This window comes from Serratia sp. H1w, assembly GCF_000633355.1.
GTDB lineage: Bacteria > Pseudomonadota > Gammaproteobacteria > Enterobacterales > Enterobacteriaceae > Chania.
Genome location: NZ_AYMQ01000005.1, coordinates 70,577 through 92,267 on the forward strand (window position 1 = coordinate 70,577; position 21,691 = coordinate 92,267).

At 56.3% G+C, this 21,691-nt stretch carries 20 protein-coding genes; 10 read left to right on the forward strand and 10 right to left on the reverse strand.

The genetic code is table 11. The annotated features are described in order from the left end of the window. Nucleotides 1-148: 148 nt before the first annotated feature. Together U869_RS0100790 and U869_RS0100795 are read right to left on the reverse strand one after the other, a co-directional pair. Nucleotides 149-2,083: an exoribonuclease II gene (locus U869_RS0100790; protein WP_025119185.1), complete on the reverse strand. Its 1,935-nt coding sequence runs from the start codon at nucleotides 2,081-2,083 to the stop codon at nucleotides 149-151. 182 nt (nucleotides 2,084-2,265) lie between these two features. Then, the gene (locus U869_RS0100795) at nucleotides 2,266-4,572 is read right to left on the reverse strand and encodes an FdhF/YdeP family oxidoreductase (protein ID WP_025119184.1); all 2,307 of its coding nucleotides are present in this window, start codon (nucleotides 4,570-4,572) and stop codon (nucleotides 2,266-2,268) included. A gap of 201 nt (nucleotides 4,573-4,773) precedes the next feature. Here U869_RS0100795 and U869_RS0100800 point away from each other — a divergent pair, with 201 nt between their 5' ends. Beyond that, nucleotides 4,774-5,691 (forward strand): LysR family transcriptional regulator, encoded by a 918-nt coding sequence (locus U869_RS0100800; RefSeq protein WP_025119183.1) that lies wholly within the window; start codon nucleotides 4,774-4,776, stop codon nucleotides 5,689-5,691. Here U869_RS0100800 and U869_RS0100805 read toward each other — a convergent pair. Next, nucleotides 5,649-6,827, reverse strand: coding sequence for a peroxidase (locus tag U869_RS0100805; protein ID WP_025119182.1), 1,179 nt, complete (start codon nucleotides 6,825-6,827; stop codon nucleotides 5,649-5,651). The genes U869_RS0100800 and U869_RS0100805 overlap by 43 nt on opposite strands. Nucleotides 6,828-6,927: 100 nt before the next feature. Between U869_RS0100805 and U869_RS32090 the strand changes: the two genes are divergently transcribed. Continuing rightward, complete coding sequence (locus U869_RS32090; RefSeq protein WP_157834706.1) at nucleotides 6,928-7,077, forward strand: hypothetical protein; 150 nt, start codon at nucleotides 6,928-6,930, stop codon at nucleotides 7,075-7,077. 229 nt (nucleotides 7,078-7,306) lie between these two features. Here the strand turns inward: U869_RS32090 and sapF are convergent, their stop codons facing one another. The 6 genes from sapF to U869_RS0100845 all read right to left on the reverse strand — a co-directional run bounded on the left by sapF (nucleotide 7,307) and on the right by U869_RS0100845 (nucleotide 13,734). Next, nucleotides 7,307-8,119 (reverse strand): putrescine export ABC transporter ATP-binding protein SapF, encoded by an 813-nt coding sequence (gene sapF, locus U869_RS0100815; protein WP_025119181.1) that lies wholly within the window; start codon nucleotides 8,117-8,119, stop codon nucleotides 7,307-7,309. 1 nt (nucleotide 8,120) lies between these two features. Further along, nucleotides 8,121-9,113 carry a putrescine export ABC transporter ATP-binding protein SapD gene (gene sapD / locus U869_RS0100820; RefSeq protein WP_025119180.1) on the reverse strand — a complete coding sequence of 331 codons (993 nt, stop codon included), beginning with the start codon at nucleotides 9,111-9,113 and terminating at the stop codon, nucleotides 8,121-8,123. Next, nucleotides 9,113-10,003 (reverse strand): putrescine export ABC transporter permease SapC, encoded by an 891-nt coding sequence (sapC, locus tag U869_RS0100825; protein ID WP_025119179.1) that lies wholly within the window; start codon nucleotides 10,001-10,003, stop codon nucleotides 9,113-9,115. Before sapC ends, sapD begins: the two co-directional genes overlap by 1 nt. After that, nucleotides 9,990-10,955: a putrescine export ABC transporter permease SapB gene (gene sapB, locus U869_RS0100830; RefSeq protein ID WP_025119178.1), complete on the reverse strand. Its 966-nt coding sequence runs from the start codon at nucleotides 10,953-10,955 to the stop codon at nucleotides 9,990-9,992. Before sapB ends, sapC begins: the two co-directional genes overlap by 14 nt. Further along, nucleotides 10,952-12,607: an ABC transporter substrate-binding protein SapA gene (sapA, locus tag U869_RS0100835; RefSeq protein ID WP_025119177.1), complete on the reverse strand. Its 1,656-nt coding sequence runs from the start codon at nucleotides 12,605-12,607 to the stop codon at nucleotides 10,952-10,954. The genes sapB and sapA overlap by 4 nt, the downstream gene beginning before the upstream one ends. Nucleotides 12,608-12,957: 350 nt before the next feature. Beyond that, on the reverse strand, nucleotides 12,958-13,734 hold the full coding sequence (locus tag U869_RS0100845; protein WP_025119176.1) for an NAD(P)H-dependent oxidoreductase: 777 nt from the start codon (nucleotides 13,732-13,734) through the stop codon (nucleotides 12,958-12,960). 87 nt (nucleotides 13,735-13,821) lie between these two features. Here U869_RS0100845 and U869_RS0100850 point away from each other — a divergent pair, with 87 nt between their 5' ends. Further along, entirely contained in the window at nucleotides 13,822-14,715 is an 894-nt protein-coding gene (locus U869_RS0100850) for a LysR family transcriptional regulator (RefSeq protein ID WP_025119175.1), read from the forward strand. Here U869_RS0100850 and pspF read toward each other — a convergent pair. After that, complete coding sequence (pspF, locus tag U869_RS0100855; RefSeq protein WP_025119174.1) at nucleotides 14,712-15,716, reverse strand: phage shock protein operon transcriptional activator; 1,005 nt, start codon at nucleotides 15,714-15,716, stop codon at nucleotides 14,712-14,714. The genes U869_RS0100850 and pspF overlap by 4 nt on opposite strands. Before the next feature lie 184 nt (nucleotides 15,717-15,900). Here pspF and pspA point away from each other — a divergent pair, with 184 nt between their 5' ends. From pspA to U869_RS0100890, 7 genes are all read left to right on the forward strand, one after another. Continuing rightward, a complete protein-coding gene (gene pspA / locus U869_RS0100860) occupies nucleotides 15,901-16,566 on the forward strand; it encodes a phage shock protein PspA (protein ID WP_025119173.1) in 666 nt (221 codons plus the stop codon). Between the two features lie 58 nt (nucleotides 16,567-16,624). Continuing rightward, nucleotides 16,625-16,852, forward strand: coding sequence for an envelope stress response membrane protein PspB (gene pspB, locus U869_RS0100865; protein ID WP_021182064.1), 228 nt, complete (start codon nucleotides 16,625-16,627; stop codon nucleotides 16,850-16,852). Further along, nucleotides 16,852-17,289, forward strand: coding sequence for an envelope stress response membrane protein PspC (pspC, locus tag U869_RS0100870; protein WP_025119172.1), 438 nt, complete (start codon nucleotides 16,852-16,854; stop codon nucleotides 17,287-17,289). Before pspB ends, pspC begins: the two co-directional genes overlap by 1 nt. A gap of 89 nt (nucleotides 17,290-17,378) precedes the next feature. Beyond that, entirely contained in the window at nucleotides 17,379-17,645 is a 267-nt protein-coding gene (gene pspD / locus U869_RS29120; protein ID WP_025119171.1) for a phage shock protein PspD, read from the forward strand. After that, a complete protein-coding gene (locus tag U869_RS0100880; RefSeq protein WP_025119170.1) occupies nucleotides 17,626-19,023 on the forward strand; it encodes a YcjX family protein in 1,398 nt (465 codons plus the stop codon). The genes pspD and U869_RS0100880 overlap by 20 nt, the downstream gene beginning before the upstream one ends. Further along, nucleotides 19,020-20,078 carry a YcjF family protein gene (locus U869_RS0100885; RefSeq protein WP_025119169.1) on the forward strand — a complete coding sequence of 353 codons (1,059 nt, stop codon included), beginning with the start codon at nucleotides 19,020-19,022 and terminating at the stop codon, nucleotides 20,076-20,078. The genes U869_RS0100880 and U869_RS0100885 overlap by 4 nt, the downstream gene beginning before the upstream one ends. A gap of 337 nt (nucleotides 20,079-20,415) precedes the next feature. Next, nucleotides 20,416-21,603, forward strand: coding sequence for a M20 aminoacylase family protein (locus U869_RS0100890; RefSeq protein ID WP_025119168.1), 1,188 nt, complete (start codon nucleotides 20,416-20,418; stop codon nucleotides 21,601-21,603). Nucleotides 21,604-21,691 lie beyond the last annotated feature (88 nt).

The window sequence follows — 21,691 nt, forward strand, 5'->3', positions numbered from 1 at the left end:
TTAACCGCGGACGGCGGCTGGTCGGATCAGAAATGTGAACTCAGTTGGAGTTTGCTGAAAGAAGCCTGTGATGCGGGGGCGAAATAGGTTGTTGCGGACATAAAAAAAGGCGATACCGAAGTATCGCCCTGATAATCAACCGGAGGCGTCAGGCAACCGGTCTGGCGATCACGCTGCGGGTTTCCATACGCACTTCGGCAATGTTCACCTGGATGGTATCGCTTTGGCGATAAACCACTTCGCCCTTCACCTGTACGGTGCCGGTCTCCTGGCTGCACACCATCTCGTCGCGAACTGCGTGGATGAATGGGGCAGGGATAAAGGCTACCGCGCCGTTGTCCAGCAGGCGTACACGCAGGCCACCGCGGGTCACGTCGATGATCTCGGCGTTGAAGCGTTCATCGGTACCGGCCTTGTCCTTCAGGAAACGGGCATACAGCCAGTCACCGACGTCACGTTCTGCCATACGGTTCAGGCGACGACGTTCCGCCAGTTGCACGGTAACGTCGTCCTGCGGTTTTTCCGCCGCCTGCTCGCTGATAATGGCTTTCAGCAAACGATGGTTGACCATATCGCCATACTTACGGATCGGTGAGGTCCAGGTGGCGTAAGCCTCCAGCCCCAGACCGAAGTGTGGGCCTGGCGTGGTGCTGATCTCGGCAAAGGTCTGGAAGCGGCGGATGCGGCTGTCCAGGAACTGGGTTGGCTGCGAGTCGAGGTGACGGCGCAGTTCACAGAATCCTTCCAGGGTCAGCAGCTTCTCGGCATCGGCTTCAACGCCATTGGCCTGCAACACGGTGACGGCCTGTTCAACCAGCGCCGGATCGAAGCCGTTATGCACGTTATAGATGCCAAAGCCCAGACGATCGCGCAGCACCAGGGCGGCACAGACGTTGGCGGCGATCATGCACTCTTCCACAATACGGTTGGCGGTGCGGCGCTGTTCGGTAATGATGTCCAGCACGTCGCCTTTCTCGCCAAGCACAAAGCGATAGTCTGGACGATCCTTGAACACCAGTGCGTGCTGATGCCGCCAGGCGCTGCGTACATCGCAAACCTGCTTGAGCAAGGTAACCTGCTGCGCGATGTTTTCACTTGGCGGTTGCCAGCCAGCGATACCGTCCAGCCAGTCAGAAACCTCGTCATAAACCAGCTTGGCTTTGGACTGGATTTCGGCGGCGAAGAAACGGATATCATTCCCCAGCGCACCGTCCGCGGCGATGGTCACACGGCAAGCCAGTACCGAGCGGCGCTCATTCGGGCGCAGCGAGCACAGGTTGTCGGACAAATCGCGCGGCAACATCGGAATATTGAAGCCCGGTAGGTAATTGGTGAACGCGCGCTTGCGGGCGATATCATCCAGACTGCTGCCTTGCTCGACATAGGCGGTCGGATCGGCAATGGCGATGGTCAACAGCAGCGAGCCGTCGCCGTTGTCTTGCACATGCAGCGCATCATCCATATCTTCGGTGCTGGCGCTGTCGATGGTCACGAAGTCCAGCGCGGTCAAATCTTCACGCACCAGGCCCGTGTCCAGATCGGAGATAGCGACCATGTCTGGCGCTTCTTTTTCAAGATTGTGGCGAGCGAGCGTGACCCACCATGGCGCGAAGTGATCTTCACCGTCGGTGATGAACTGCGTCAGATCGGCTTGGAAAGCACGGTCGCCTTTCAGCGGGTGACGGCGCATTTCTGCGACAGCCCAGTCACCGGCGGCGAAATTATGGGTCACGTCACGCGCAGGACGGCATTGGATGGCGTCTTTCAGCAACGGATGATCGGGGATGATCGACAGGCGATCGTCTTTTTTCAGCACCCGGCCGACAAAGCGTGAGAGGAACGGCTCAACCAGGGTTTCCGGCTCAGCGATCTCGCGATCTTTTTCGGTGTGCAGGGTGGCGACGATACGATCCCCATGCATGACTTTCTTCATGTACGGCGGCGGAATAAAGTAACTTTTCTGACCGTCGACTTCCAGAAAGCCAAAACCTTTCTCAGTCCCTTTTACTACGCCTTCAACACGCGGGGTTTGAGAGTGAAGTTGCTGTTTAAGCTGCGCCAGCAGCGGGTTATCTTGAAACATATCGTCCAGTGAATGGGTTGTGAGTGGCAAGATTTGCGGCTGACAGTTTTACGCGAATCACCCCTTGCGGGCAAGCCAAACGTCATGGTTTTCCGACGTTGGCTTGCGATAATTAATGCATTGCGCATTAAAAAACCATGCTGATATTGCTGCAGGGGCGCCGCATGCTGCGCCCGTTGAAATTAAACAATCCGCAGCGTGGATGGTTGAGCACAGCGGCGAATAGCGACTGGAACAGATTTGGACGTTGGGGTGCCGGTACCGTCACCAAAGCTGGCTAGCGGCACCAGCGGGTTGGTCTCAGGATAATAGGCCGCCAGATTCCCGCGTGGGATATCGTAGCTGACCAGCTTGAAGCCGCTGACCTTTCTGGTTACGCCATCGTTCCACAGGGTTTCGATCTCTACCAACTCGCCATCTTGCAACCCAAGATCGGCCAAATCTTCCGGATGAATAAACAGCACCTCGCGCTGGCCATAAACGCCACGATAGCGATCGTCCAGGCCATAAATGGTGGTGTTGTACTGATCGTGTGAACGTAGGGTTTGCAGTACAAACGGCGCTTTTTCGGCTCCGATTTGCGGGAACAAGGTCTCGGGTAGCGGGGCGGCGCTGAACTGGGCCTTACCACTCTGGGTGGCAAAGCGTAATTCGGCAGCGGCGTTACCCAGATAGAATCCCCCAGGCTGTTCGCAGCGCAGGTTGAAGTCGTCAAAGCCGGGAATGGTGGCCTGGATATGCTGACGGATCAGCGAGTAATCATCGGCCAGCTCCAGCCAATCCAGCGGTTGGTTGCCTAACACCGCGTCGGCAATGCCGCAGACAATCGCGGTTTCCGAGCGTTGGGTGTCTGCCAACGGTTTGCCGATGCCTTCGGAGGCATGCACCATGCTGAAGGAGTCTTCTACCGTGATGTATTGCGGGCCGCTGGCCTGCATATCCAACTCGGTACGTCCCAGCGTTGGCAGGATCAGCGCATCTTTGCCGGTGATCAGATGGCTGCGGTTCAGCTTGGTACTGATATGCACGGTCAAATCGCACCGGCGCAAAGCCTGGGCGGTACGTTCGGTATCTGGGGCTGCCGCTGCCAGATTGCCACCCAGTGCAATCAACACCTTGACCTCACCGCGCAGCATCGCCTCAATGGCTTCGACGGTATTGTGGCCGATCTCACGGCGCGGGCTAAAGCCAAAATGCTGTTCCAGGCTATCGAGCAGCGCCTTGGGGGCTTTCTCGTCAATGCCCATGGTGCGGTTGCCTTGCACGTTGCTGTGGCCGCGTACCGGGCATAAGCCTGCGCCTGGTTTGCCTAACTGACCGAACAACAGTTGCAGGTTGGTGATTTCGCGCACCGTCGGCACGGAGTGTTTATGCTGGGTGACGCCCATTGCCCAGGTACAGATAACACGCTCTGCGCCTTGGTAAATCGCCGCCGCATGGCGCAGTTGGCTCTCGCTCAACCCAGATTGCGTGGTGATCTGCTGCCACGTAGTAGCATCCACCTGCGCCAGATAATCCTCAATGCCAACGCAATGCCGATCGATAAACGGTTGGTCGAACAACCCAGGCTGGTTGGCGGCTAACCTTTGGCGATGAGTTTCCAGCAATGCTTTCACCATGCCGCGCACCGCTGCCATATCACCGCCCAGGTTGGGCTGGAAATAGGCGGAACTGATCGGCGAGGACTTGGGGGTCAACATCTGGATGGGGTTTTGCGGGTCGGCAAACCTTTCCAAACCGCGCTCACGCAAAGTGTTGAAACTAACGATGCGTGCACCACGACTGGCCGCGTGTTTCAGGCTGTGCAGCATACGTGGATGGTTGGTGCCGGGGTTTTGGCCAAAGACGAAGATCGCATCGGCCTTTTCGAAGTCATCCATACGGATGGTGCCCTTGCCGACGCCGATGCTCTGCTTAAGGCCAACGCCGCTCGCCTCGTGGCACATATTGGAACAGTCCGGGAAGTTGCTGGTGCCCAGCATGCGGCCAAACAGTTGATAAAGATAAGAGGCTTCATTGCTGGCACGGCCGGAGGTGTATAGCTCGATCTGGTTGGGATTATCCATCGCCTGGATATGGCTGGCGATAAGCCTCAGAGCATCCGGCCAGGTGATGGGCTGATAGCGATCGGTTTTGGCATCGTAGCGCATCGGGTGCGTTAACCGGCCTTGATACTCCAGGAAGTAGTCGCTTTGCTCACGCAGAGTGCTGACGGTGTGCGCCGCAAAGAAGGCGGGTTCGACCGCATTGCGCGTGGCCTCCCAACTGACGGCCTTGGCGCCGTTCTCGCAGAAGCTGAAGGTGCTGTGATTATCATCGCCCCAGGCACAGCCGGGGCAATCGAAGCCACGCGCCTTGTTAACGCGCATCAGGTTGCGCAGATTCTTCAGCGCCTGTTTACTGTCGAACACATAGCGGGTGGTGGCTTCCAATGAGCCCCAGCCGCCCGCCGCGCCGCGATATGGCTTGATTGACGGTTTAAATTTCATGATTTTCTTCGCAGGTGATTGTAGCTAAATGGTAAATGCTTTTTTAAGCATTTTGAGTATTTATGTGGCAAGTCTAGGGGCGTAAGGGCTGGGCGTCTAATCGAATAGAGCAATGATGGGATAGACAACGCTTATCGCCGCTGCCAGCAAGGCGGCTGCAAATGATATACTTGACGTAGCAATCATTTTCCGAGCCAATACATGGATATTAAGCAACTGATCTACCTGTGTAATCTTGAACGGGAGCGCCACTTCGGCCGTGCCGCAGAGGCCAGCTTTGTCAGCCAGCCAACTTTATCCATGCGGCTGAAAAACCTGGAAAAAGAGCTGGGTGTTTCGTTGATCAATCGCGGCAACAACTTTGAGGGTTTTACCGCTGAAGGTGAGCGGGTGTTGGCCTGGGCACGGGAAATCGTCTCCGTTTATCAGGGGCTGAAGCTGGAAGTGGAATCGCTGAAGCACGGCCTGAACGGGACATTGCGCATCGGCACTGTCCCGCAGTGCAGCATTTCGTTAGCGCAGATGTTGAAGGCGGTCAGCGACCGTTACCCACAGTTGGACTATCGCGTCGCGGTATTGAGTGCCGACCAGTTGCTGGACGCGCTAACCGCGCACACGGTGGATATCGGCATCGGTTTCTTTGAACTACCGACGCTCAAAGAGCTGCATTTCCAATCGCAGTCTTTGGCCGACAGCGGCATCGATCTGGTGTTTCATCCTCAGCATTTCCCCGAGCTGGTGGGCGAAACGCCGCTAACGCTGGCAACCGTGGCAGAACTGCCATTATGCCTGGCAGAGCCAACGCGTTACTTCCGTCGCTATCTGGATCAGCATTTCCGGGAGGCGAACTTAACGCTGCATACCCGGATGGAAACCACCTCGATCTTCCAACTGTTGCAGGGGATCTTTGTCGGCTTGGGGTGCGGCCTGTTCCCCAGCGGCAATCTACAGATGGAAATGATGCCGCAGCTGCAACGACGTAAAGTGGCCATTGCGCCGATGTCACGTCATGCCGCTTTGGTGATTGCCGAGCTGGGCAGAGCCACGCCCTTGGCGCAAAACTTCTTTGATGCGGCTCAGATCTGGTTATTACAGTCCAGCGTATTGCCAAGGCTGTAACGCAACCGGTTTTCCCAGGCATGCAGCGCGCCAGTCAAAATCACGTCCAATGCCTGTGAGCGATCCAGCCCACTGTCGAACAGCGGCTGCACGCTTTGCGCCGTAAATTTCTCAGGTGTGCGTGTCAGTTCGGCCGTTACACCAATCACGGCAGCGGTCTGCGGATCGCCGGCTATCTCCCGTGCTCTGTCGACCCCAGCCACTAATGCCTGCGCCAACTGTTGCTCGGCAAGGTGATTGGCTGCTACGGCGAAACAGTAATGGATGCCATTAATACGTGATGCTACCAAGGTAACCAAAGTCTTCAGACGGGGGGAAAGACCGTCGGCGTGGCGTTCAATGCTGTTAAATACCGCGTTGCGTTCATGCAAGGCGGGGGCGTCATGGGCCAGCAGCAGGTAATAAGGTTCATTGCGTGCATCTGGGTGGCTTTGGTCCAGAATATCGAGCTGCCGGGCCTGAGCCTGTTCGGCTACGATCTCCGGCAGTCGAGCTTGCCATAACCGCGCCGCAGAGGAAAAGCCTGCTGGTCCGGCATCTTCAACGGTAGGGAAACCTGGTAGCACCACTGCGGGCCTGCCTGCCAGTGCGGCAATACCGGCGACCACTCGCGCCTGATAACTCACGAAGCCGATGATTTGCGAGAAGGTCACAATATCCTGCGTGCTCAGGCCAACCTCACTGAGCTGTTGTAACGCTTTAGAGCAAATCAGAGTCGGTTGGCTGGCGAGTTGGCGGGCATATTGGGTGATCTGAGCCAGGCGGACATTACTCTCCCGCGTGGCTTCAGGGCTGTCCAAAGGGGCGAGACGGGCGGCGTAGTGGCTACAGAGCGATTGCACGCCGGTGACCTGAGCCACCGTCAGGGCGGTAGACAAACGATCGTAAGGTGACAATGTCACCTCTCGTGAAAGCGTGACGCGGTCTGGAAACAGCACCGGATAACTCGCCGATGACGCAGTAAAAACATCGATGCGATCGCTGAGGGCGGCATTCAAAGTTGGGTCGGAAAAGGTCCCCAGGCCCAGCAAGAAGCGATCCCGAAGGTTCGCGGCACCAGGCTCGAGTGGTGAACTGTGACCAGAGCTGCGCTGGGTTTCGTGGTACCACTGGAAAGGGTGTAGGCGATGTTCCATCGGATAAAATCCTTAATCAATACGGCTAGCCGCCGTGGCAATCGGCAACGGCGGCAGGGTAAAGGGACATGGGCAGGCATCAGTCATGGCTGCATAGACCATGACCATAGATAGCGAAGCCGGCGGCAAGGATCAGCATCAGTTGCGAGAAGCGTTGGTGGTGGGAATGGTTCATCAGCGCGATATCCTGTTGTTTGCATGGCGCAACGTAGGGGATATCCTCACCGATTCGATTGGCGAGATAAAATAATGTTACGTGCTAATTAATAACTGGATGGAATACCGGTGGTTGCTCTCTTCCCCTCACCCCAGCCCTCTCCCAAAGGGCAAGGGAGCTAGTTCAGCGTCGTGGGTAGGTAAGGTGGCACTGCGTAGGGGCGCTGCATGCTGCGCCCGTGTTAAGGTCAGATTCAGGCGTTAAATGGGTGGCACGTTAGGTCCCCTCTCCCCGTGGGAGAGGGTTAGGGTGTGGGGGAAACCTAGAACCTGCCGCCGTCACGCCGCCAGGCATCCGCCGTCAGCGCTTCACCAAAATGACTGGCGATCAGGCGCTTGGTCAGGTCATGCAGCGGCGCAGCCAGCACTTCGGAGGTGCTGCCGCGCTCCACAATTTCCCCTTCATGCATCACCATCACCTGGTCGCTGATATGCTTCATCATGCCCAGATGCTGCGTGACATAAATATAGGCAATTCCGTGTTTTTCCTGCAGTTCCAGCATCAGGTTGATGATTTGCGAACGCATCGACATATCCAGCGAAGCCAACGCCTCATCGGCAACAATCACCTTGGGTTGCAGGATCAGCGCACGCGCCAGCGCGACACGCTGTTTCTGCCCGGAGGCAAGCATATGCGGATAATAGTACGCATGATCTGGCAGCATCCCCACCTGGCGCAGGGTCTGGTTGATCCGCACCTCGCGCTCGGCGGCTTCCAGATCGGTATTCAGCCGTAACGGCGCATCAAGCAACTGACCGATACGCTGACGTGGGTTAAGTGAGGTACTTGGATCCTGGAAAATCATGCGGATCCGTTGGCTACGATAGCGATAGTCGCCATAGGCCAGCGGGTGATCGTCGATCAGCACCTCACCGGATGAGGGTTCTACCATGCCGGAAAGCATTTTCGCCAGCGTCGATTTGCCCGAGCCGTTCTCACCGATGATCGCCAGCGTCTGACCCTCACGCAGGGTAAAACTGACCGACTTGACCGCTTCCACATGCTGGCGGCGGAACAGCCCGGTGCGATAGCGATAGGTCTTGGTCAGGTTGCGCACTTCTAACAGCGTTTCCATGTTATTGCTCCTCCATGTTTAACGGGAAGTGGCAGGCAAACAGGTGATTTTTCACCGGGCGCAGGCGTGGGGCTTCAATACATTGCTTTTGTGCATAGGGGCAGCGTGGCCCCAGGCGGCAGCCGATCGGCAGATGCTCCAGGGAGGGGATCGCTCCCGGCAGCGTATTGAGGCGGCTTTTATGCGGCAGTGAACGGCCAAAATCAGGCATGGCACGGATCAGCGCCTGGGTATAAGGATGATGAGGGGCGGCAAGCAGATCTTCGCATTGCGCGCTCTCTACGGTCTGGCCGCAGTACAGCACGTTAACCCGGTCGGCCCATTTGCTCATCATCTGCAAATCGTGGCTGATCAGCAGGATAGTGGTGTTGTTGTTCTGGTTCAGGCGCGCCAGCAGGCGGAAGATTTGTGCCTGCGTGGTGGGCTCCATGGCGTTGGTAGGCTCATCGGCGATCAGCAATCTTGGCTGATTGGCCAACGCAATGGCGATCATCACTTTCTGGCATTCCCCTTCGGTCAGTTCATAGGGGAAGCTGCCCATGATATCGAGGTGGTCCTTGATACCCACGCGGTGCAACAGCTCAATCGCCCGCCGTTTGCGCCAGTTAAAACGTTGCCACCAACGGCCTTTGTAGGTCCAGCCGGGAATGGCTTGCGCCAATTGGCGGCCTATGCTTTCGGAAGGATCCAGACAGGATTGTGGCTCCTGGAAGATCATCGACACGTTGTGGCCCACCAGTTTGCGCCGTTCACGCGGGCTGAGCTGCAACAGGTCGATGTCGTCAAAGCGAAAGCGGTCAGCGGTGACGCGCCAGTTATCTTTGGTCACGCCGCAGATGGCTTTGGCGATCAGGCTTTTCCCCGAGCCGGATTCGCCCACCAGGCCGCGGACTTCACCTTCGGTCAGCGTCATGCTGACGCGATCGACGGCCTTCACCGGCCCTTCGGCGGTCATAAATTCAATCGTCAGATTGCGGATATCGAGTAACGGCATTATTCCACTCCCGCATTGATCGCGCGGCGTATTCCGTCGCCCAACAGGTTAACCAGCAATACGCTGATCAGGATGGCGGCACCCGGCAACATGACGGTCCAGGGTGCGACGTACACCAACTCCAGCGAGTCACCCAACATGGCTCCCCATTCCGGGGAAGGCAGTTGCGCCCCTAAATCGAGGAAGCCCAACGCCGCAATATCGAGAATGGCCATCGACAGTGCGCGGGTAAACTCGGTGATCAGTACGGCGGCGATGTTCGGCATCACGGCGAACCACAAAATCTGCATGGTTGAGGCACCGTCCAGGCGAGCGGCGACCACGTACTCTTTTTCCAGCTCATCGTGCACCGCGCTGTAGATGGTACGCACCATTCGTGGCAACAGCGCCAGCCAGACGGCCAGCATGGCGTGTTCCAGCTTCGGCCCCAGGAAAGCCACGACGATAATCGCCAGCAGCAACGAAGGGATGGAGAGCAGGGTATCGAGAATATGGTTGAGCATCGCAGACAGCAGGCCGCGCGTCACCCCGGCAAACACGCCCAGGATCACGCCACAGAGCGCGGCGGCGATAGTAACAATCAGCGCTGAACCATAGGTAGAGGCGGCACCACTCAGCAAACGGCTGAGGATATCGCGGCCCAGATCGTCGGTGCCCAGGAAGAATGACACGTTGCCGTAGCGCGACCAGGAAGGCGGCAGCAACTGATAGCCGAGGAACTGCTGATCGAGAGCGTAAGGCGCCAGCAGGCTGCCGAACAGAGAGAGCAGCAGCAGGCCGACCACCCCATAAAATCCCACCATTGCCAGCGTGTCGCCGTAGAAAATCCGCCAGGTATAGAGCAGCGGGCTAGGCATTTTCTTTTCGCGGTAGACGTTATCGAAGGGCATACCATTCCTTATGTTTCAGCGGGTTGGTAGCCGCACCCAGAATGTCGGCCAGCACGTTTATGCTGATCACCAGCGTGCCGATCACCATCACGCCTGCGGAGATGGCGGCGTAGTCCTGCTGACGGATGGCATTAATCAGCCAACGCCCCAACCCAGGCCAACTGAACACCACCTCGGTGATCATGGCCAGCGTGAGCATGGTAGAAAATTGCAGCCCAAGCTTCGGGATGATCGGGGGTAACGCGTTGTGCAGCACATGACGGCGAATAATGGTAAAGCGCGAAAGGCCACGAGTTGCGGCGGCCTTGATGTAGTTCTGGCTGAGAACATCGTCGGTGCTGATGCGCATCAAACGGATCACCTCGGTGATCGGGGCTACCGCCAGCGCGGTGATTGGCAGCACCATATGGCGCAGCGCACTGGCAATCATCTCATTACGATACGGTGAATCAGACAGCCAGGCATCAACCAACGCTAAACCGGTAACCTGCTTGACCTGATACAGCAGATCGAAACGGCCCGACACCGGCAGCCAGCCCAGATGCAGCGAAAAATAGAGCATCAACAGCAGTGCCAGCCAGAAAACCGGGATGGAAAAGCCCAACAGGGCAAAGGTGCTGATGGCGGTATCCTGCCACTTGCCGCGCATCACGCCGGCAATAATGCCCAATGGGATACCGATAAACAGTGCCATCGTGAAGGCTAAAACACACAGTTCCATAGTAGCCGGGAACACTTCGCGCAACTGCTCGCTGATCGCCTGGCCATTGATGCTGGAGACGCCAAAGTCCCAGTGCAGCAGGCTGACAAAGTAGAACTGGTAGGCATCCAGCAAGGCGGCACCGTTTAGCGGCGCGCGTGGGGTAAAGTAGCTCAGGCTGAAGCTGACCAGCGTCAGGAAGAACAGCGTGATCAGCAGCAGCAGGATGCGGCGTAAGGTAAAGATAATCACTTTTTCGCGGCCTCCGCCGGTTCACGGTATACCCCGGCAAATGATGAGTTGCCGAACGGGCTCAACACCAGTCCTTTAATATCATAACGGTATGCCTGCAAACGCAATGAGGACGCTAGTGGCAACACGGGTAGTTGCTGTTCTAGGATCTTCTGCGCCTGCTGATAATGCTCGATACGCTGTGATAACTGCTGCGACAACAGGGCGTCCTGCAACTGTTCATCGAACGCGGGATCGCACCAGTGAGCATAGTTGGTTTGCGAACGGATTGCCGCACAGCTCAGCAGCGGGCGGAAGAAGCTGTCCGGGTCGTTACTGTCGGTTGACCAACCGGTAAGCGTCAGATCGTGGTTCATCTCCATCAACCGGGCTTCCTGGAAGCGGCCCTCAACCGGCACGATGGTAAGATTAATGCCGACCTGAGCCAAATCTGCCTGTAGCAGCTCCGCCGTTTTCAACGGGCTTGGGTTATAGGATTGCGATGCGGTCGGGACCCACAGCTTCAGATTCAGCGGCCCAACACCGGCCTCACGCAGCATTTCCCGCGCCTTGGCCGGATCGTATTCGGTGACGTGGGCATCGTTATCATAGGCCCAAGAGGCGCGCGGCAGGATCGAGGCGGCGGTTTCTGCGGTACCGTAATAGATCGATTGCATCAGGCGCTGGTTGTTGATGGCTAACGCAATGGCCTGGCGCACCTTCAGGTTATCCAGCGGTGGCTTGCGGGTATTGAAGGCCAGATAGGCAATATTCATCCCTGGGCGCAGCGTCAGGCGCAAACGCGGATCGTCGCGCAGGATCGAAAGTTGGCTGGCGGCGGGATAGGCGAGCACATCACACTCGCCGGTCAGCAATTTGGACAAGCGGCCAGTTCCTCCGGCCCCCATGTCTATCACCACCTGCGGCATGCGCGGTTTTCCTTTCCAGTAAACATCATTCCGTGCCAGACGAATGTATTGCCCGGAACGGTATTCGTTTAACAAGAACGGGCCAGTGCCAACCGGTTCACGGTCGATCAGTTCCTGCGTGCCGTCCAGCGTCAGATTATCGGCATATTCTGCCGATAACACCGGCGCATAATGGGTTGCCAGATGCCACAGGAAGGAGGCATCCGGTGCCTGCAAACGGAACTCGACGGTGTATTGATCGAGCTTTTTCACGCTTTGCACCGAATCCGCGAACTGCAAACTGTCGAAATAGGGGTATTCACCGCCGTTCACATTATGGAACGGATGCTTCTGGTCAAACACCCGCTGAAAACTGAATACCACATCGTCGGCATTCATTTTGCGGGAGGGTTGGAACCAGGCGGTAGTCTGGAAGGGCACATCCCGGCGCAAATGAAAGCGGTAGGTGGCGCCGTTGTCCAGCACTTCCCAGCTTTCCGCCAGTTCCGGGATCAGGCGGTAAGTGTAAGGGTCGACATCCAGCAGCCGATCGTAAAGCTGGGCGGCGAGGGTATCGATCGTCAGACCGCTGCTGGCCATCTGCGGATTGAAGGTATTGAGAATGCCGCTGACGCAATAGACAAAGCCGCTCTGGCGAATATCTGCTGGCGGTGGGGCTGTTGCGCTGGGCACAGCCGGTGTCGCGGCCAGGGCGGAGGTTGCCAGGCAGCCGAGCGACATGATCCAAAGAGGTAAACCACGCATAGACGCTTCATGGGTTATTAAGCAATAACGTTAGTGTATCGCACTCTGACCAACAGCCCAATTCCTTGCGTGAAATGGCTGAAGTTTCGGCTGTTTGCTCAAACTTGCCGCTATTTTCTGGCGATCAAGGCTGCGGTAGAAATCCGTGCTGGTGGATAATCACCCAAACTTAGTACGGTAATGAGAAAAATTCTCAACAAAGTGCTTTACAGATGATACTGATAACTATTATCATCATTTGGCAGTTCACGGAAGGCCACACCTTGTGGCCCTTTGTGGAAGGCACGACATTGCTCACATTGCTTCCAGTGTTTATTTAGCCAGCTCGGGTGCTGGCTTTTTTTTTGCCTTTATTTTAGGTGAGCGGCAAAGCCGGCACGCCCTGGGGCAATCTCCTCCCGTAGTGTCAACTGTGGAATATCATAATCCCCCATGTTTTGCTTACGGAAGGGCAACGGTTCGGTAGTGGCCAGCGTGTCCAACCGCTCCCCCAGAGCTGCACACAGTTCGGGGAATTTCGCTTCATCAAAGCGATCGGTACGGTACGCCACAAACGGTGGCAACACGTCAAAGCCGGGGTAAAACAGGATGCCATGATGGATAGGGAACAGAATATCCGCTATCGGGCCGTTGATCCCACGCGGGCTGTAATGAGGTTCCCAGCCACCGGTCGTCACTATCAACATTGCCCGTTTTCCTGCCAGCGTTCCTTCGCCGTAACGATCTCCCCAATGCTTATCCGAGTGCTCGCCCACGCCATACGCGAAACCATAGGCATAGACGCGCTCTACCCAACCCTTGAGAATGGCGGGCATCGAAAACCACCACAGTGGGAACTGAAGGATCACGGTATCGGCCCAGAGTAATTTCTCCTGTTCCCGTGCAATATCGGCGCTTTGCGTTCCTTGCTCCAGCGCGATCCTGGAATCCTTCGCCGGATTAAAGCGCGCAGCGCTGTCCCGATCGGTGCGGTCATTGCCATCCAGGGCGGCTTTCCACTTCATGGCGTACAGATCGGAAACCTGTACCTGATGCCCGGCATCCTCCAGATGTTTAACCGCAAAAGTTTTCAATGAGCCATTGAGCGACAGAGCTTCCGGGTGAGCGTAAACGAGCAGAATATTCATGATTGAGTCCATTGCTGAAAAGAGAGGAACAGAGTAGTTTTCTGCCAGGTATAGTTAAAATTGATTTAAATAATGGCAGGTATTGGCATGAGTAATTTCGGAAGGTTGGATCTCAATCTGCTGGTGACGCTGGATGTGTTACTGATGGAGCATAACGTCACGCGTGCTGCGGAGCGCCTGTCGCTATCACAACCTTCGGTAAGTGCGCATTTGGCCAAGCTGAGGGAGTTTTTTGACGATCCGCTGCTGCTGCCGGGGCCAAGAGGAATGCGGCCAACAGCCAGAGCGGAGGAACTGCGCGAACCTCTGCGGCTGGCGCTGGAAGTGCTCGAACAAACCGTTGCACCGGCCAGCACTTTTGAGGCGGCTACCACGAATATCACCTGGCGTATTGCCGCGACTGACTATGGGGAATCCACGGCGCTGTTACCTGCGATGGCGAAACTTCGTCAAGCAGTTCCAAACAGCCGGTTGGCCGTGTTGGAGATGGTTCCGGCCAGGATTGCCCGGCAAGCGGAGATGGGGGAGATCGATCTGGCCTTTCATACGCAGGACTGTGCGCCGCCGGCGATGCGTCAACGTGTGCTGTTCAATGAGAAATATGTGTTGGTGGGCCGCCTCGGTCATCCCACATTGCAAACGCCTGTCACGCTGGCGCAATTTAGCCAATTGGAGCATGTGGTGGTGTCGCCAAACGGCGGGGGATTTAGCGGCATCACCGATCAAACGCTGGAGGAAGTCGGGCTGGCGCGCCGGGTGGTACTTTCTGTCCCGCATTTCTTATTTGTGAAATCGGTGATTGGCAAGACGGATCTGGTGGCGATGCTGCCGGAACGACTGGTGCGCGACAGCCCTGAAATACAGATTGCACAACCACCGGTGGAGATCCCTGGTTATGAGTTGGCTATGCTGTGGGATGAGCGTTCGCATCGCGATCCCGCTCACCAGTGGTTACGCGAGCTAATTGCTCAGTCGGTTTAACTGCTCTCACCATCGCTGCCTTGCAACAGTGCATGCTTTTTCAACATGCCACGCAGTTGGTGATAGGTTAACCCCAGCAGTTCGGCGGCTTTACGCTGATTAAAGCGGCCCTGCTTCAGCGCCATTTCCAGCAAAGTTCTCTCTTGCTGATGCTGCCAGCTTTTGAAATCCAGCGGTAAAGTGGGTAAATCACTGGCTTGCACAGCTGCCTCTGCAAGCGGTTCTGGGCGCTTGGCAAAGGGGTTGATGATGATCTCATCCAGCTCATCCTCGCTTGAACCATGACGGTAAACCGAACGCTCCACCACGTTTTTCAGCTCACGCACGTTACCCGGCCAGGAATAATCAAGCAGGGTCGCCCGCGCATGTTCACTGAACCCGGGGAACAGCGCCAGCGACAGCTCGCGGCACATCTGAATGGCGAAATGCTCGGCCAGTAACATGATGTCCTGCTGGCGTTGGCGCAGCGGAGGTAACTGCACAACATCGAATGCCAGGCGATCCAGCAGGTCGGCACGGAATTTACCGGCAGCAGCCAGCGCAGGCAGATCGTCGTTGGTGGCGCAGACCAACCGGACATCCACCCGCAGCGGTTGGCTACCGCCCACGCGTTCCAGATGGCCGTATTCAATCACCCGCAACAGCTTTTCCTGCACCAACATCGGCGCGGTCGCCAATTCATCCAGGAACAGCGTACCGCCATCGGCACGTTCAAAGCGGCCAAGGTGGCGTTTTTGTGCGCCGGTAAACGCACCAGCCTCGTGGCCGAACAGCTCCGAGTCCAACAGGTTTTCATTCAGCGCCGCACAGTTGAGGGAAATAAACGGCCCTTGCCAGCGGTTGGAAAGGTAGTGCAAACGGTGGGCGATCAGCTCCTTACCGGTGCCACGCTCGCCGATCACCAACACCGGCTTGTTGAGTTTGGCCAGCTGTGAAACTTGCTCCAGCACCTCAACAAAGGCGTTGGCCTCGCCCAGCAGATTCTCTAACGGTTCGCTCATGATGAAATTCGCCAATGTTTGGTGAAAACACTCACTCTACAGCAAGCGCGGCGAGAGTCAAAAATAAATAATCGTTGTTTTTCAATTAAATAAAAGTTGGCACGCTTCTTGATTAACTATTTGGGCAAGTTGTATAACTTAACTCGGCGCTTCAGACGCCTTCAGAACCAAGAGGAAGTAAATTATGGGTATCTTTTCTCGTTTTGCCGACATCGTGAACGCCAACATCAATACTCTGCTTGATAAAGCAGAAGATCCGCAAAAGCTGGTGCGGTTGATGATCCAGGAAATGGAAGACACGCTGGTTGAAGTGCGCTCTACCTCAGCGCGTGCCCTGGCGGAGAAAAAGCAGTTGCTGCGTCGCATTGAGCAGGGTGAAAACCAGATCAGCGACTGGCAGGAAAAAGCCGAGCTGGCGCTGCGTAAAGATAAAGAAGATCTGGCCCGTGCGGCGTTGATCGAAAAACAGAAAGTGGCCGATCTGATCGCCACCCTGAGCCAGGAAGTGGCTACCGTTGAAGAAACACTGGCTCGCATGAAGAGTGAAATTGGCGAGCTGGAAAACAAACTGACCGAAACTCGTGCACGCCAGCAGGCATTAACGCTGCGTCATCAGGCGGCTTCTTCTTCACGGGATGTGCGCCGCCAGCTGGACAGCGGTAAACTGGATGAAGCGATGGCGCGGTTTGAACAGTTTGAGCGCCGTATCGACCATATGGAAGCCGAAGCGGAAAGCGTCAGCATTGGTAAAAAGAAAAGCCTGCATCAGGAGTTTGCCGAGTTGCAGGCCGACGACGCCATCAGTGAGCAACTGGCGGCAATGAAAGCCAAGATGAACCGCCCGGAATAATGCTCAAGCGGCCACCCAGCGTGGCCGCCACACTACGGCCAAAAAAGAAGGAATTGAAATGAGTGCTCTATTACTTGCCATCCCGTTGACAATCTTCGTGTTGTTTGTCGCACCGATTTGGCTTTGGTTGCATTACAGCAACCGGCAACAGAGCGGCGTTCAACTGAGTCATCAGGAGATGCAACGTTTGACGCAACTGGCGGAACAGGCCTCGCGGATGCGCGATCGTATTCAGGCGTTGGAGGATATTCTTGATGCGGAACACCCGAATTGGAGGCAGTCGTAATGCGTAGAGACCAGGACAGAGGCAAGCATGGCGATCGTCACGATCGTGCTTACTACAACGACGACAGCGGTGCATTCAAGGGCAACACGTTAGGCAGTAAAAAACTGTACCGTGTGCCTGAAGAAGGCATGGTGAAGGGCGTTTGCGCTGGCCTTGCCCACTATTTTGACGTACCCGTGCGTTTGATCCGGGTGATTGCCGTGCTGTCACTGTTCTTCGGGTTGTTTTTCATCACGGTGATCGCCTATATCGCTCTGGTCTTCGTGCTTGATGAGGCTCCTGCCAGCCGTTATCAGGACGAACATCAAACCACACCTCGCCAGTTGCTGGACAGACTGGAATATGAACTGAGTAGCGGGGAGCAGCAGTTGCGCAAGGTCGAGCGCTACGTCACGTCCGACACCTTCGGCGTACAGAGCCGCTTTCGCCAGCTGTAACCTCACTTGACGATGCATGGGCCTGCGCGAGCCGCAGGTCAGGCATTGCACCGACTTTATCCCCCACTATTTGCCAGAGGGCATCAGCCATGAGTAAATCCTTTGCGATCAATGCGCCAAAAAGCGCTTCACCAAAGTGGGGAGTAGGTGCATTGTTGAAGACCTTGTCTAAAGTCATCATCATAGCGCTAATGAGTTATGGCCCGGCGGGTGCAACCGCCTGGCTGCTGAAAGCCGTCAGCCGCAAACCGCTGCGTTATGTGCTGGCCCTATTGCTGGAACCGCTGTTTCGCAAAGGGTTGAACAAGGTTTTCGGGCGTTATGCGAAGGAGAAAAATGAAACGACTGCAAAATGAGTTAACGTCGCTGGTCAATCGTGGGATGGATCGCCATCTGCGTCTGGCCGTGACCGGTTTGAGCCGTAGCGGTAAGACGGCGTTTATCACCGGGTTGGTCAACCAATTGCTCCATGTGCACAGCGGGGCGCGTATGCCGCTGTTTTCCCCGGTACGGGAAGAACGCCTGCTAGGCGTGAAGCGCATTCCTCAACGCGATCTCGGTATTCAGCGTTTCACCTACGACGAGGGTCTGGCACAGCTGTATGGCGAACCGCCAAGCTGGCCAACGCCAACCCGGGGCGTCAGCGAAATCCGTCTGGCGCTGCGCTACCGTTCCAACGATTCACTGCTGCGCCATTTTAAAGAAACTTCCACGCTGTATCTGGAGATTGTCGATTATCCCGGCGAATGGCTGCTGGATTTGCCGATGCTGGAACAGGATTATCTGGCCTGGTCACGGCAGATGGCCGGGCTGTTGCAGGGCGACCGCGCACGCTGGGCCGAGCCATGGCTGGCATTATGCAAGGATCTCGATCCGCTGGCCCCGGCGGATGAAAACAAGCTGGCGGCGATCGCCCAGGCTTATACCGACTATCTGCTGCGTTGCAAGGCCGAGGGGCTGCACTTTATCCAACCTGGGCGCTTTGTGTTGCCGGGGGATATGGCCGGTGCGCCCGCGTTGCAGTTCTTCCCTTGGCCAAACGTCGATGCGGTAGGGGAATCTCGCCTGGCACAGGCGGACAAACAGACCAATGCTGGCATGCTGCGCGCCCGCTTTAACTATTATTGCCAGTCGATCGTTAAGGCGTTTTATAAAGAGCACTTTGTGCGCTTCGATCGCCAGATCGTGCTGGTGGACTGCCTGCAACCGCTCAACAGCGGGCCGCAGGCGTTTAACGACATGCGTTTGGCGCTGACACAGTTGATGCAGAGCTTCCACTACGGTAAGCGCACGCTGTTTCGCCGCCTGTTCTCGCCGACCATCGACAAACTGATGTTTGCGGCGACCAAGGCGGATCACATTACCGCCGATCAGCACGCCAATCTGGTTTCACTGTTACAACAACTGGTGCAGGAAGCCTGGCAGAACGCCGCGTTTGAAGGCATCAGCATGGACTGCGTCGGCCTGGCCTCGGTGCAGGCGACCGAAAGCGGTATTGTCGATCATCATGGGCAGCCGATCCCGGCCCTGAAAGGTCATCGTCTGGATGATGGTGCGCCGTTGACGGTGTTCCCTGGCGAAGTGCCTGCACGGTTGCCTGGGCCGGCATTCTGGCAGCAACAAGGATTCCACTTTGACCAGTTCCGCCCACGCCAGATGAGCGTTGACAGCCCGTTGCCGCATATTCGTCTGGATGCGGTGATGGAGTTTTTATTGGGAGATAAATTACGATGAGCGAGCCGTTAAAACCGCGTATCGATTTTGCTGAGCCGTTGCTGCCGCCGGAAGAACCGGTACTGCGCGCTGGCTTGGAGTTTGACGAATTGCAGGCCGAAAAATTCTACCCGGCAGCGCCGGAGCTGGAACAGGAAGAAGAGGAAGGGCGCGCGGAAGGGATCGTTAACGCCGCGTTGAAGCCTAAGCGCAGCCTGTGGCGCAAAATGGTCAACGCCGGGTTGATGCTGTTTGGCGTCAGCGTGGTGGCACAAGGCGTCCAGTGGGTGCATACCTCCTGGGTGCAGCAGGATTGGATCGCGTTGGGTGGTGGGATTGCCGGTGGGCTGATCGTCTTCGCTGGCATCGGTTCGGTGGTGGGAGAATGGCGCAGGCTGTATCGCTTACGCCAACGAGCGGAAGAACGCGATGAAGCCCGTGAACTCCTGCACAGCCATGGCCTGGGGAGAGGGCGCGAATTTTGTGAAAAGCTGGCACGTCAAGCCGGATTGGATCAAGGGCACCCGGCATTGCAACGCTGGCAGGCGTCATTGCATGAAACCCAGAACGACCGTGAAGTGGTCGCGCTGTATGCCAAACTGGTGCAGCCGGTGCTGGATAATCAGGCGCGGCGCGAAATCAGCCGTTCGGCCGCAGAGTCGACGTTGATGATCGCCGTCAGCCCGTTGGCCCTGGTAGATATGGCCTTTATCGCCTGGCGCAATATCCGCCTGATTAACCGCATTGCGGCCCTGTATGGCATCGAACTGGGCTATTTCAGCCGTCTGCGCCTGTTCCGGCTGGTATTGTTGAATATCGCCTTTGCCGGTGCTTCTGAACTGGTGCGGGAAGTGGGCATGGACTGGATGTCACAGGATATCGCGGCGCGGTTGTCTGCACGAGCCGCGCAAGGCATCGGGGCTGGTCTGTTGACGGCGCGCCTGGGCATTAAAGCGATGGAATTGTGTCGCCCATTACCCTGGTTAGAAGGTGACAAGCCAAAACTGGGTGATTTCCGTGGCCAATTAGTGAACCAACTGAAAGACACCATGAAAAAAGGCCAAAGCAAAGCCTGACGCCTCTTGGCTGCGCCAGCACGGCGCAGCCACCTCACGGCAGCCTCTCGGATTGCCGGCAAAAACTTCCCCGCTCAGATATCAATGGATTACAACTTGTTAATCAAAGGTTGCTTGAATGTTTGATTTGAGCGACGGGTCACGAAAAATGCCGCAGTTAGCCTGAGATAACGCGGTATATTCAATCCAAGTGTTTATTTGAGAACGCTGACAAAGTTTCACCAGGCTTCCAACGAGGGGCGCTGCATACTGCGCCCACTATCATTCAGTGATGTTGCCGCTTGGTAATCAGTGTCAATCCGCGTAGTTATTTTTCCCAAGGACAGGAGGCAGCGAAATGTCGCACCGTGAGCCAAATCTAGAGACCTTCCAACCCTATGTCGCCGAAAGCCAAACCCTCCGCCAGCATATTCATCAATACCCGGAACTCGGGTTCCAGGAGCGGCAAACCGCCGATCTGGTGGCGAGAAAGCTGGAGGAGTGGGGCTACAAGGTAACGCGTGGGCTGGGCATCACCGGCCTGGTTGGCACGTTAAAAAGAGGTAATAGCCCCCGCACGCTCGGTATCCGGGCTGATATGGATGCTCTGCCGATCCTGGAAAATACTCAATTGCCTTACAGCAGCCAGCACGATGGCGTTATGCACGCCTGTGGGCACGACGGACACACCGCCATGTTGCTCGGCGCGGCACATTATCTGGCCGACCACCCAGATTTCGATGGCACTCTGCACGTTATTTTCCAACCCGCAGAAGAGGGACTGGCCGGTGCCCAGAAGATGATCGACGATGGGCTATTTGAACAGTTCCCCTGTGACGCCGTTTTCGCCATGCACAACATGCCGGGATTCCCGCAAGGGCAGTTTGTGTTTGGCGAGGGAGCGTTTATGGCTTCCAGCGATACGGTCACCATCACCATTCATGGCAAAGGGGGACATGGCGCGATGCCTAAAGGCACCGTTGATGCCGTGGTCGTCGGTGCCAGCATCGTGATGGCGTTGCAGACGATTATCGCACGTAATCTGGGGGCGCAAGAATCAGGCGTGATCACGGTCGGTTCATTCCAGTCCGGCATCGCCAGCAACGTTATCGCCGATGATGCGGTATTAAAACTAAGCGTACGCGCGTTAGATCCGCAAGTTCGTGAACGGTTGGAAGAACGTATCAAGGCGTTGGTGGCGGCCCAGGCGGCTTCATTTGGTGCCAGCATCGATATTGATTACGATCATACCTATCCGGTGTTGGTCAACCAACCGGAGATGACCCGGTTTGCCAAGCAGGTGGCGCAAAACTTGATGGGCGAAAGCCATCAGCAGCAGGTTATCGATATTCCCGAGCCTTTGATGGGCAGCGAGGATTTTGCCTTTATGCTCAAGCAGTGCCCGGGCAGCTATTTATTATTAGGTAACGGGCAGGGGGAACATAGCTGCATGGTACATAATCCTGGCTACGATTTTAATGATGCGATCATTATCCGAGGGATCGCCTATTGGAGTGCGCTGGCGCAGGAGTTCTTAAAAGAATAAATATCTAAATGCAGGGGCACATACCGCGCCCCTGCGAAACATTATTGCTATTTTCCAACTACCTAAACAACGGAATAGATCATCTCTA